Annotated in this window: 11 protein-coding genes; 2 read left to right on the forward strand and 9 right to left on the reverse strand. The window is 31.8% G+C overall.

The window, feature by feature from the left end; translation table 11 throughout:
* On the reverse strand, positions 1-105 hold a 105-nt coding region (locus tag Q0050_RS12060), incomplete at its 3' end, for an Hsp70 family protein (protein WP_298396200.1).
* A gap of 141 nt (positions 106-246) precedes the next feature.
* Positions 247-1146 carry an EamA family transporter gene (locus Q0050_RS12065; RefSeq protein ID WP_298396075.1) on the reverse strand — a complete coding sequence of 300 codons (900 nt, stop codon included), beginning with the start codon at positions 1144-1146 and terminating at the stop codon, positions 247-249.
* Positions 1147-1335: 189 nt separating this feature from the next.
* On the opposite strand from Q0050_RS12065, the gene Q0050_RS12070 reads away from it, so the two are divergent.
* Both Q0050_RS12070 and Q0050_RS12075 read left to right on the forward strand, forming a co-directional pair.
* Positions 1336-2763 (forward strand): L-serine ammonia-lyase, encoded by a 1428-nt coding sequence (locus Q0050_RS12070; RefSeq protein ID WP_298396078.1) that lies wholly within the window; start codon positions 1336-1338, stop codon positions 2761-2763.
* Positions 2764-2774: 11 nt separating this feature from the next.
* Positions 2775-4094, forward strand: coding sequence for a thioredoxin-like domain-containing protein (locus tag Q0050_RS12075; protein ID WP_298396081.1), 1320 nt, complete (start codon positions 2775-2777; stop codon positions 4092-4094).
* 196 nt (positions 4095-4290) lie between these two features.
* On the opposite strand, the gene Q0050_RS12080 is transcribed toward Q0050_RS12075, so the two are convergent.
* The 7 genes from Q0050_RS12080 to kdpB form a co-directional block, all read right to left on the reverse strand.
* Positions 4291-4722 (reverse strand): lipocalin family protein, encoded by a 432-nt coding sequence (locus Q0050_RS12080; RefSeq protein WP_298396083.1) that lies wholly within the window; start codon positions 4720-4722, stop codon positions 4291-4293.
* 141 nt (positions 4723-4863) lie between these two features.
* Positions 4864-5922, reverse strand: a complete 1059-nt coding sequence (locus Q0050_RS12085) for a DUF389 domain-containing protein (protein WP_298396086.1) — start codon at positions 5920-5922, stop codon at positions 4864-4866.
* Positions 5923-5998: 76 nt separating this feature from the next.
* On the reverse strand, positions 5999-7717 hold the full coding sequence (locus Q0050_RS12090) for an ATP-binding protein (protein ID WP_298396089.1): 1719 nt from the start codon (positions 7715-7717) through the stop codon (positions 5999-6001).
* Positions 7717-8844, reverse strand: a complete 1128-nt coding sequence (locus Q0050_RS12095; RefSeq protein WP_298396092.1) for a sensor protein KdpD — start codon at positions 8842-8844, stop codon at positions 7717-7719. The genes Q0050_RS12090 and Q0050_RS12095 overlap by 1 nt, the downstream gene beginning before the upstream one ends.
* A gap of 88 nt (positions 8845-8932) precedes the next feature.
* Entirely contained in the window at positions 8933-10009 is a 1077-nt protein-coding gene (locus Q0050_RS12100) for a porin (RefSeq protein ID WP_298396095.1), read from the reverse strand.
* Positions 10010-10573 (reverse strand): K(+)-transporting ATPase subunit C, encoded by a 564-nt coding sequence (locus Q0050_RS12105; protein WP_298396098.1) that lies wholly within the window; start codon positions 10571-10573, stop codon positions 10010-10012.
* A 12-nt stretch (positions 10574-10585) separates the two neighbouring features.
* A complete protein-coding gene (gene kdpB / locus Q0050_RS12110) occupies positions 10586-12634 on the reverse strand; it encodes a potassium-transporting ATPase subunit KdpB (protein WP_298396100.1) in 2049 nt (682 codons plus the stop codon).
* Positions 12635-12685: the final 51 nt, after the last annotated feature.

A 12685-nucleotide genomic window follows, 5' to 3' on the forward strand; every position in this document is an offset into this window, starting at 1 on the left:
AGTTCTCTTTCCTTCTGCATTAGCAATTACAACTGGTTCTCCACCTTCCATAACTGACACGCAAGAATTGGTTGTACCTAAATCGATACCAATAATTTTTCCCATTTTCTTAATTTTCTTATTTAATGTTTTTATTTAGTTTTTCAACTTGATTGCTATATGACAAGGATTGTGCCAACCAAGAATTGAATTAAAATTGTCAGTTTTCTAGTATTATCTATGACAAGTTGACATTTATAGATTGAATTAAACCGACACTTTTTGTCGTAAAGTCGTAATTTGTTTAACATTAAAAACCACTATTGACAACGCAATCAAGGAGTAAGAAACAATCTGAGCAACAGAAACGGTTTCTTTGAAGTAATAAATTGCAAGAAAAAAATGAATCAACGGATTGGTGTACATCAATATCCCAACAGTTGAGGAATTCAATCCTTTTAATGCATATAAATTCAAAAACAATGGAATAATTGTAAATAAAACTACTATCACCAAAAGCAAGGAATAAAACAAAGGTTCGGTTGGAATCGCTCCACCATAACTAGGATAAAATGGTAATAAGATAATGGATGCAAATACCATTTGAATCGTCAAGATTAAAAATTTATCAAAGTCATTATTTCTTCTTTGGGAAATAAGATATAAACCAAAAGAAAAGGCAATCACTACACTATAAATTAAATCTTTTAAATTACCATAAGATAATATAATGCAACTGATTATGCATAATAAAACAGCAAACCACTGCCAATAATTAAGCTTTTCTTTCAAAATAAAATAAGCCAAAACCGTGGTTACAATCGGACAAATAATATAGGCAAATGACGCTGATTGCAAACTAACATGATTAACTGCGTAGATAAACAAAAACCAATTAAACACTAACAAAAATCCTCCTAAAAGTGTCATTATAACAGTAGTTCTTCGCTTTTTGTTTGAAAAATTTTTAAACGTTTCTATTGAAGTAATTACAACCGATTTTCTGAAAATAAAATTAAGTCCTAATAAACAAGCAGTTGCAATAAAAACACGGAAAAACAAAATATCTAGCGATGCATAATTATGTAATGGTTTTAAAGCCAAACTAAAAAATCCCCAAATAATAAAAGCAGATAAGGCAGAAAGGAAGTACTTGTTGAAAGGCATCGTGATTTTTTTTTGCAAAAGAACTAAAAATGTGCATACGAAATTCCTAATGATATGTTATTAAATTAGATTTCTTCAATTCAAAATACGTTTGAGTACCAAACCATCAAAAACTACTGTTCAAATTCTACGATTTTTGTCAAATTATCATTTTATACCTTATATTTGCTTTACTAATTATTACAGTTTATGGAAGAATGCATCTCGGTTTTTGATATGTTAAAAATTGGTGTTGGACCATCAAGTTCGCACACACTTGGACCTTGGCGCGCAGCCGAACGTTTTTTAGCAGAGCTTACTCAAGAACTATTGCTTGAACAAGTGCTTCGCGTTAAAGTAGATTTATATGGTTCACTATCATTAACCGGAATTGGCCACGCAACCGACTTGGCAGTTATGCTAGGATTAAGCGGACAAGATCCAGAATATATTCCGGTTGAGAATATTGACAAAATTATAAAATCGATTAAATCCACACATCAACTCCATTTCGGAAATCAACTTTTAATTGATTTTGATGCTGAAAAAGACATTGTTTTTAATAAAAATTTCCTTCCGTTTCACGCAAATGGATTGACATTTACCGCATTTTTATCAGATCAGAAAGAATATCAAACTACCTTCTACTCTATTGGTGGAGGATTTGTTGTAAAAGAAGAACGAATTAATGCCAAAAAGAAACAGGAAATAAAATGTGCGTTTCCTTATCCAGTTCAAAATGCTCAAGAATTACTGGACTATTGCAACTCCTTAAATAAATCTATTTCGGAAGTAGTTTATGAAAACGAAAAGTCAATGCGTTCAGAAGAAACTATTCACAACGAATTGATGCGCATTTGGAATACGATGTTAGAATGTATGTATATTGGTTGCCACAGCGAAGGTATACTTCCTGGCGGATTGAATGTTCGCAGAAGAGCTTTTGATATGCACCAAGGTTTGATTGGTTTGTCCAACTACAATAATCCGCAAGAATGGTTGGAATGTATTCGAAAAACCGAAGTTAAATTCCGTCAAATTTTGAAATGGGTTTCGTGTTTTGCACTATCTGTAAACGAAGTAAATGCGGCTTTAGGAAGAGTTGTAACCGCGCCAACCAATGGTAGTGCTGGTGTAATTCCAGCAGTTTTAATGTATTATTTGGTCATCGAAAACCACAATGCTGGCGAAAAAGAAATCAAGCAATTTTTGATGGTTGCCGGAGAAATTGGAAGTATTTTCAAAAAAGGTTCTACCATTTCAGCGGCAATGGGCGGTTGTCAGGCAGAAATAGGAGTTTCAAGTGCAATGGCAGCAGCAGCTTTATGTGAAGTTATGGGCGGAACTCCGGAGCAAGTACAAATGGCGGCCGAAATTGCAATGGAACATCACCTTGGTTTAACGTGTGATCCAATTGGTGGTTTGGTTCAAATTCCGTGTATAGAAAGAAATACGATGGGTGCCATTAAAGCCATCAATGCAGCTGAATTAGCTATGGAAACCGATGCCAAAAACGCCAAAGTTCCGTTAGATAAAGTAGTCAATACAATGTGGAAAACAGCACAAGATATGAACTCAAAATACAAAGAAACCTCAGAAGGTGGTTTGGCTGTAGCAGTAAATGTAGCTGATTGTTAATGTAAAATAATATGAAAATAACAAAAATCTTAGTACTATTTGCTTTACTATTTTCGACAAATAGTTTTTCACAAAAACCAAAATTAGAAGCTAATGGATACACTATAACCATTACTACTAAGAACCTAAAAAAAGAAAAATTAATTTTATTTTTAAAATACGGAACTACTAATCAGATGGTTGTGAGTGATAGTTTAACTATTACTTCAAATGAACAGAAAGTAATTTTCAAAAAGAAATCAAGACTTATTGATGCCATTTATTTTTTAAAATTTGCTTCTCAAAAAAATGAACTGTTGTTGGCTATTGATAATAATTCCACCCTTTCCTTAGCGATAGATAATAATAATATTGAAACCATACTTTGTAATCAAAATGCTCTAAATAAAGATTTTATTGCCTTTCAAATAGCATCAAAAGCATTGGATAATACTCAAAAAGTTTTGGCTCGTGAAAGGTTACTATCCAAGTATCCAACTTCGATTTTAAATTTATATTTTAAAATTGAAAATAAATTAGTTGCAAAAATTCCAGAAATCGCTGAAGAACGAATAAAATCGCAAAGTACGTTCTTCAACTTTATGGATAAAAATGATCAACGAATTTACTTACTTCCAAATATCAATCAATTGCTGTATGTTTTCACAATTCAGACTGTTATCAACGATGAAAATTATATTAAAAACATTGATTTAGTCTTGAAAAAACTGGATTGTAATTCAAAAAATTATGCTGTTTACACCAGATGGTTTTTAGCCAATTTGAGTTATTTTGAATCAAAAAATTTGGATTTGGCTTTCAATCATCTATTTAAAAATTATATCGAAAGTAATCGATGTAAATCATTTAGTGCTGGCGAACTTGCCACGTTCAGAAACAAATATCAAACCAACAAATTGTTTCCATACACTAAAAAAGTACCCGAAATTATACTGGCTGATAAAGATGCTAAAGAATATAGTTTATCAACTATTTACCCAAATTATGATTATACTTTTGTTGCTTTTTATAGTCCAACTTGTCATCATTGCCAGCAAACAATGCCTTTTGCAAATAGCACTTTTGAAACTTTGAAAAGTAAATACCCTACTAAAAAAATGCAATTGATTGCTGTTTTAAATGATCCTGATGAATCAAAATGGCAAACCTTTATTGCGGAAAGAAAAATTTCAAACTGGCTTAATTTGAAATCTAATGATTCTACGCGTGCTTATCAAAATGATTTTAATGCCTACTCCAATCCAAACTTTTTCTTCCTAGATAAAAAAGGAACGGTTTTGTTGAAATCATTTAATCCGATGGCTATTGAGGAATTGATAAAAAATAATTAATTACTTCTAGGATTTATTTTATCAAATTCTTTAAGGTTGTTTTTTCTGCAACTTGAATTTAATGTATTCTAGTTTTTGCATCATTCAAAGACTGTTATGACTTTGGCTTGTTAGTGACTTTGGCTTCATATTGAGCAAAAAAAAGGAGCTGATTTAAGATAAACCAACTCCTATTCTATTTTAATTTGTTAAAAAACTATCTGATATAAACTTCAACATCACCATTAGCATTTTTTAACTTGAGCTCACTTAACGTAAGATTTACAATGTCTTGAGTAGTTGTTACGCCATCAATCACTTTAGTCAAATTGTTATTCGATCTTGAATAAATGCCTAAATCGGTGAATAAAGCACAAGGATCAATTGTGGAATCATAATCACCTTCTTCAACAGTATTGTCTGATTTTAACTGCATAAAATCTTTTTCGCAACCCGCTTGATTTTGAGGTGCAGCAGTCAAAGTTTCTACTCCAGCCACAATTGTTCCTACTTGATTAATCTTCCACTTTCCTGTTAAAGGAGCTAATGTTTCACCTTCGTTGTCATCGTCACTACATGCAGTAGTGAAAAAACCAAAGAATGCAACCAACGTTAGCATTGCCAAACTTCTACTTTTTAAATTTCTCATAACCTAATAAACTATTTGTTAAAGACAAATTTAGGTAGAACTTACTCCATCTCTTTTACATCGTAACCTTTGATAGTTACATATATATGATTAGTAATAAAACTCTAAAAAAGGCAATATGAATCAAATGAAAACAAAAACTTATTTGTTTTTTATTTCATTAATTTCAGCTTTCAACAACTCGATTTCTGAGGTTAATTTATCGAATTCTTTAGCATTGTTTGTTCCTGCTTCAATGGTTTGATATATTCTTAATTTTGCACCAATCAAATCATATTTTGGAAGTTGATTTTGTATTGATTTTTGAAGTGCTTTATCATATTTTTCAACCATAACATCGACTTCAATCAATTTAGTTTTATCATCAATTTTAGTTTGAACTACGTGGTATTTAGAATCAATTTCATTTGTTACCAATTGGTTAGCTTTGGATATAAATAAATTAGTTATAGCAAAATTATAAGCAAGGTAAACCGCCGGAATTATTGCCAGCACTATCAAAATCCCAAACCAACTAGTTACATTTTTTACGTTTTCAGTAGAATGTGGATTAAACTTCAAATACTTGACCATAATATAACAACCCACGCAGATAAAAAGTGCATTGATAAAGTAAGTATAAAGTCCGCCCACAAAGTACTGCCATTGTAACGTTGCCAAACCAAAACTGGCTGTGCACAATGGCGGAATGCACGATGTAGCGACGGCAACGCCAATTAATACTTGCGTACCATTATGACGAGAAATAGCTATAAATCCGGCCATTCCACCTATAAAAGCTAGTAAAACATCAAATATTGTGGGATTAGAGAACGACAATAATTCATCGGTTGCAATTGCGTATGGCGTAATTAAATAGTAAATCGTGGCAACGATTAAACTTATGAAGACAATTCTGAAAGCATTATGAATACTAACTTTCAACAATTTAATATCCGAAACACCTAAAGAAAATCCAATTCCGAAAATTGGTCCCATTAGAGGTGAAATAATCATTGCACCAATAACAGCCGCTTTTGAATTTATGTTTAATCCGATGCACGAAATAAAGATAGCAAAAGCTAGAAGCCACAGATTTTTTCCTTTAAAGACAACTCCTTCTCGTACTTCTCTGTCGGTTTCAAGTTCTTCTTCTTGGGTTCCTTTTAAATCAAAAAGAGACCGAAAATAACGTTTGATGATTTGAATTTTGGTACTCATTTACAAATGTGAATTTAGTCGCTAATTTAGAATTAAAACTCAAAACTTAAACAAATACCGTTAATAAATTATTTAACTAAACACAATTCAATCCGATGCTAAAAGTGCTTCCCAAACCTAGCTCACTTGAAACAGAAATTGTGCCGTTTTGAGCTTCGATAAATTCTTTGCTAATTGCTAAACCTAATCCTGTGCCTGATTTATTACTTCCTGGAATTTGAAAATATTTATCAAAAACTTTAGATTGGTATCGTTTGTCAATTCCTTTGCCTTTATCGATAACTTGAAAAAGTACTAAATTTTTTTCTTGTTTCAGTTTTACTATTATTTGACTATTATTTGACGAATAATTTATGGCATTAGTAAGGAAATTAATTAAAACCCAACCTGTTTTTTCGCTATCAGCTTTTACTTCTGGCAAATCATTTTCTGCCTCAATTATTACTTCTATTTGTTTTTGTTCTGCTTGAATTTTTACGGCATTAGTTGCGTAATTAATTATTTGATAAGGATTACTTTTTTCAATATTTAAATGAATGTTTCCTGTTTCTAATTGAGAAATATCAAGAAGTTCGCCAGTGATTTTTAGTAATCTTTGACTATCTTCTTTTATGCTTTCAATCAATTGTTTTTGATCTTCATTTATCGTTCCTGTTTCCGCTTTTTCTAACAAATGCAAACTTAGTTTTATTGACGATATAGGCGTCTTTAATTCGTGTGAAACAGTTGCAATAAAGTTTGTTTTTGCAAAATCTAATTCTTTGAAAATGGTAATATTTCTCAAAATAATCACATTACCAATGTCAATTGATTTGTCTTCACCTGTTGGCGTAATAGTAATATTGACAATTTCTTTTTCAAAATAACTTTCTTTACCATCGGCAAAAATCTTCATAGCATCTGATTTCGGACTTTCTAATTCATTAATTACCAATGACTTTAATAAATCATTTTTCAATGCTAATGTTGTCACGGATTGACCAATCACCTCTTCGTGTTTTAAACCAATAATTTTTAATGCCTCATTATTTACAAAAAGTAGTATTCCTTCACTGTCTAATCCAATAATTGGATCGTGCATGTTGTTGATTAATGTTTCTAAACGCTTTTTTTCGAAAGTCAACTTGTGTAAATTGCTATTAGAATACTCTTCCAATTTTTCTGCCATACTATTAAATGATTTTGCTAAATCTCCATATTCATTATGATTGTAAAAATGAACGCGCTCTGAGTAATTTCTATTGGCAATTTCTTTGATACTAGCAGTTAATTCTTTGATTGGATTGGCAATATTGTTGGGTAGATTTACCAATAAATTGAAGGCAATTAAAAAGCACAAAGCGCCAACAATACCAATCCATAGATTGGCGGTTTCTGCTGTTTTCTTGGCAATGTCACTTTTAATTTTAATGGCATTCATATTGAGTTTCATAATCTCAAAGATGTCGTGTCTAATTTGAGCTTTTAAACTAAAATCATTTCGGTTTCTCTCTAAAATTTCGAATTTCTTTTGAAGTTTTAATGTTGCAATATCTTCTCCAACTTCTGTTATGTTTGCTAATTGCTTTTTCAGGTTGGTTTCAAATAATAAAACGGCTTTGGATTCATCAACTGAAATTTCATCTAATGAAGAAAGCATATTTCTGGAATATTCTAATGTTTCGTAATTGGCTTTTAGAATATTTTGAGTATCTTTTTTAATCGAATAAATATAAAAAGCGCTTACTAATGAAAGTACAATTATTAAAATAAATAACAATCCAACGCCTAGGTTTAATTTGGTTTTTATTTTCATTAGGAAAGAATTACAAGGTCAATATTAGATGAAGATAGGTTATTTAGAAGTTTATTAAAGATCGTTGTTGACAGAATTACTTTAAATAAGTTAAAATGTGGTTTTCCGATGCAAACCGTTGTAATATTTTTTTTCTCCACGATTTCCAGAATGGCATCAGTTATTTTTGGATTTTCAACTTTGATTACCTCTGCTCCTAACTGTGTGGCTAATTTAAAATTATTTATCAAATGTCGCTGTTTGTCTAATGCAATTTTATCACTGCTTTCTTTTGGAGTTTCTACATAAAGTAAAAACCATTGGCTATTATAGTAACTTGCCAAACGCGCCGTCTTTCTAATCACAATTTTTGCTGTTTTATCGTTACTACTTATGCAGGCTAAAAGCTTTTCATGCCTTAAAGCAGTATTTTTAGGGATTTCATTTTCTACTTTCCGAACTACTTGACTTGCCACTTCTTTTAATGCAAGTTCACGCAATTGCAGAATTTGTTCCGATTTAAAAAAATTATTTAGTGCTGATTGGATTTTATCTTCTGTATAAATTTTTCCTTCTTTCAATCGAGTAATTAATTCATCTGATGTAAGGTCAATGTTAACTACCTCATCAGCTAAACGCAGCATATTATCAGGAACTCGTTCTTGAACATCAACCTTGGTAATTTCTTTTACATTTTGGTTCAAACTTTCAATATGTTGAATATTTACTGCAGAAATTACATTTATTCCTGCATCTAAAATTTCTACTACATCTTGCCAACGTTTTTCGTTTTTGCTTCCCTCGATATTAGTATGCGCCAATTCATCAACAATCACAATTTCAGGACGAAGATTGATAATGGCTTGAACGTCCATTTCTTCTAATTCTTTTCCTTTATAGAAAATGGTTCTACGCGGAACAACAGGAAGTCCAGCCAATAATTCTTGGGTTTCTTTTCGATTGTGTGTTTCTATATATCCAATTTTAACATCAATACCCTTTTTTAAAAGTGTATGTGCTTCTTGAAGCATTCGATACGTTTTACCAACGCCGGCGCTCATTCCGATATAAACTTTGAATTTTCCCTTTCTTGATTTTTGAATTAAATCTAGAAAATGCTTCACGTTTTTTTCTTTTTCAGCATCCATAATTTGCGGATTTGTATTCTATAAGGAACTATTGTATACTGATCTGAAAATCAATATACAATAGTTCATTACAACGATTAAAATAGTTTTAAAACGATATAGCTAAGGATGTAGTTAAAAAAGTATTGTTATCAGTGGGATTTCCATTTTTCAAAAAGATTTGATCTTTACTATTCAATGAACGCGCTTCTATTCTAAACATAACATTATCTGAAACCAAATAATCGAAATTGGCAGAATATCCGAATGTTTTAAAACCGTTTGGTGTTCCTGTTGCAATAATTACTCCATTTTCATCTTGATAAAATTCACCTCTAGCAGCCAATTGTATTTTAGCAGTTGGTTTGTATTGTGCAATAATTACAGGAGAAAACCAAGTATCAGAACCACTTTCATCACCACCAATTTCTTGTGAACCAATATCAAAACCTGCTACTAAATTGGTTTTGTCAGAAACTTTAAATTGTCCATAAAAATTATTAAAATAGCGCCATTTTCGATCATTATCCGGTTGCTCATTTCCTACATAAGTACTCCAATTTAAAGTAACATTCCCGGAAGGTTTATATGTGACTTGAGTTCCAAAAGCTGGTGTTTGATTTCCATCCATTTTTTGGATTCGTTGCCAACCATTTAAGTACATTGCCGCTAAATACCACTTTTCAGATTTAGAAGTATATCCCAATTTTACACCAGCTTCATAATAGGGTGAATTATCTGCTAAAATACTTCTGGTCAAGTTTATACAATCTTTTCCAATGGCACTTTCAAAACCAATATGTGAAGGCATAATTCCTAAATCAACCCAAAGATTAGCGGTTTTAGAAACTTTTACACCAACATTAGCTTCATAAATATTTTTCATTAAATCTTGTTCGGCTGCTAAGTTATATTGTGCATAAGTTCCGGCCATTATTGCAAAATTTCCTCTAATGTTGTCTTTGGCATAATTGGCTTTTATCAATCCTAAATTTAAAGTTGCTTCATTATGTCTATTATAACTATAGATAAAACCTGGTCTGGTATGATCATCTGGATTTCCAAAATCATAACTAAAATAGGTATCAATATATCCTGAAAAGGTAAACGGACTTTTTTCTTTTTCTTGTGCGTTAGTTACGGTGAATCCGAAAGCTACTAAAGCAATTACTATTATTTTTTTCATTTAATTATTTATTTTCAATTTATCTAAAGCTATGTTTAATTCTAAAACATTAACTGTTTCGGTTCCCATAACTGTTGGTTTTTTAATCATTTTTTCTGCTAAAGCTTTAACTTTTTGCTCTGGTAATTTTCTTGCATCAGCTACTCTTTTGACTTGAATTAAAGCAGCTTGCGGCGAAATATTTGGATCCAATCCGCTTCCTGATGCTGTAACCATATCAGAAGGTATATCAGATTTATTTAGGTACGGATGAACAATTAAAAAAGTATCTATTCTTTTTTGAACTAGAGCTAAATAATCTGCATTACTTGCTCCTTTGTTGCTTCCTGCACTTCCGGCTGCATTATAATCGACCGCAGATGGTCTTCCCCAAAAATAAATGGCTTTATCAAATTTTTGACCTATTTTTTGATAACCAATTACCTTTCCATTTACCATAACAGTTTCACCTTTTCCCTTATTTGGTGCGAATTGAGCAATTCCTAACATAGCCAAAGGATAAATTACTGCAAACAAAATTACTATTAATACAGTAAACTTTATTATTGATGTTATATTTTTCATTTTTATATACTTTTAAAAGAACATTGCTATTACTAAATCAATTAATTTTATTCCTATAAATGGTACAATTAATCCTCCTAAACCATAAATTAAAAGATTCCTTTTTAGAATCGCGCTTGCACCAATTGGTTTATAATCCACACCACGTAAAGCTAACGGAATTAATATTGGAATAATGATTGCATTGAAAATAACAGCCGATAAAATGGCGCTTTCTGGACTGTGCAATTGCATAATGTTTAATCCTTGCAATGCAGGAATTGAAGCAATAAATAGAGCTGGTACGATAGCAAAATATTTGGCTACATCATTAGCAATTGAGAAAGTTGTTAACGTACCTCTGGTCATTAATAGTTGTTTTCCAATTTCTACAATTTCAATTAATTTGGTTGGATCATTATCTAAATCTACCATATTTCCAGCTTCTTTTGCCGCTTGAGTTCCACTATTCATCGCTACACCAACGTCGGCTTGAGCAAGTGCAGGAGCATCATTGGTTCCGTCACCCATCATAGCAACTAGTTTGCCTAACTGCTGTTCGTTTTTGATGTAGTTCATTTTATCTTCAGGTTTTGCTTCTGCAATAAAATCATCTACACCTGCTTTTTCGGCAATGAATTTGGCTGTTAACGGATTATCACCTGTAACCATCACGGTTTTAACTCCCATTTTCCGTAAACGATCAAAACGTTCTTTCATTCCGGTTTTGATGATGTCTTGTAATTCAATAACACCTTGTACTTGACTGTTTTTCATTACTACTAAAGGTGTTCCTCCATTAGAAGAAATTTCAATAACTTGTTTAGCTGTATCTTCTGGAAATTTATATCCTGCTTGTTCTGAAATGTTTTTGGCAGCATCTTGAGCACCTTTTCTAATATTGGTTCCATCTTTTAAAACTACACCTGAAGTTCTCGTTTCTGCAGTGAATTTTATTAAAGTTGCTCCTTCAATAGAAAGTTTTTGAGCTTCTTCATTACCTGCTAATTCCACAATACTTTTTCCTTCTGGAGTATCATCTGCCAGAGAACTCAATACTGCCGACTGAATAAATTCTTCCTGAGAAACACCATTGGTAGGATAAAAACTTGTGGCTTTTCTATTTCCGATAGTGATTGTACCTGTTTTATCTAATAGCAAAACATCAATATCGCCTGCTGTTTCAACCGCTTTACCTGATTTAGTGATTACGTTGGCACGTAATGCTCTATCCATTCCAGCAATACCAATAGCTGACAATAAACCACCAATAGTTGTTGGGATTAAGCACACAAAAAGAGAAATAAAAGCTGCAATCGTGATTGGTGCATTAGCATAATCTGCAAAGGGTTTTAAAGTAACACATACGATTACAAATATCAGAGTAAAAGCCGCTAACAAAATAGTTAATGCAATTTCATTTGGTGTTTTTTGACGACTTGCACCTTCTACTAAAGCAATCATTTTATCTAGAAAACTTTCTCCTGGTTCGGTGGTTACTTTTACAGTAATTCTATCGCTTAATACTTTTGTTCCACCTGTTACCGAACTTTTATCGCCACCTGCTTCACGAATTACTGGAGCACTTTCTCCTGTAATTGCACTTTCATCGATAGTTGCTAAACCTTCAATAATTTCACCATCGGTTGGAATAACGTCGCCTGCTTCACAAAAGAACAAATCACCTTTTTTTAGTTGTGAAGAAGAGATCAATTCAATTTCACTTGGATTAACTTTTCCAAGTACTATAACTTTTTTAGCAGGTGTTTCTTCTCTTGTTTTTCTCAAGCTATCGGCTTGTGCTTTTCCACGTGCTTCTGCTATTGCTTCTGCAAAATTGGCAAATAAAAGTGTAAAGAATAATATTAAAAACACAATGAAATTATAAACGAAACTACCTTGGTTTTGTGCTCCCATTAAGATGGCAATACACACAATAAACATAATGGCAGTTCCAATTTCTACAGTAAACATTACTGGGTTTTTGAACATTACTTTAGGGTTAAGCTTTACAAAAGATTGCACTAAAGCTTCTTTTACTTGCTTACTTTCAAATAATGAATTGGATTTATTTTTAGTCATTTTTTTATTTTTTTGTAAATTGTATATTGTAAAATGTAAATTGTGATTTGG

Origin of the sequence: Flavobacterium sp., from assembly GCF_027483985.1 — a bacterium.
Classification (GTDB): domain Bacteria; phylum Bacteroidota; class Bacteroidia; order Flavobacteriales; family Flavobacteriaceae; genus Flavobacterium.

Excerpts from the sequence above, each read along its gene's own strand:
- Q0050_RS12065 (WP_298396075.1), bottom strand. The coding sequence starts at position 1,146 with ATGCCTTTCAACAAGTACTTCCTTTCTGCCTTATCTGCTTTTATTATT.
- Q0050_RS12070 (WP_298396078.1), top strand. The coding sequence starts at position 1,336 with ATGGAAGAATGCATCTCGGTTTTTGATATGTTAAAAATTGGTGTTGGA.
- Q0050_RS12075 (WP_298396081.1), top strand. The coding sequence starts at position 2,775 with ATGAAAATAACAAAAATCTTAGTACTATTTGCTTTACTATTTTCGACA.
- Q0050_RS12080 (WP_298396083.1), bottom strand. The coding sequence starts at position 4,722 with ATGAGAAATTTAAAAAGTAGAAGTTTGGCAATGCTAACGTTGGTTGCA.
- Q0050_RS12085 (WP_298396086.1), bottom strand. The coding sequence starts at position 5,922 with ATGAGTACCAAAATTCAAATCATCAAACGTTATTTTCGGTCTCTTTTT.
- Q0050_RS12090 (WP_298396089.1), bottom strand. The coding sequence starts at position 7,717 with ATGAAAATAAAAACCAAATTAAACCTAGGCGTTGGATTGTTATTTATT.
- Q0050_RS12095 (WP_298396092.1), bottom strand. The coding sequence starts at position 8,844 with ATGGATGCTGAAAAAGAAAAAAACGTGAAGCATTTTCTAGATTTAATT.
- Q0050_RS12100 (WP_298396095.1), bottom strand. The coding sequence starts at position 10,009 with ATGAAAAAAATAATAGTAATTGCTTTAGTAGCTTTCGGATTCACCGTA.
- Q0050_RS12105 (WP_298396098.1), bottom strand. The coding sequence starts at position 10,573 with ATGAAAAATATAACATCAATAATAAAGTTTACTGTATTAATAGTAATT.
- kdpB (WP_298396100.1), bottom strand. The coding sequence starts at position 12,634 with ATGACTAAAAATAAATCCAATTCATTATTTGAAAGTAAGCAAGTAAAA.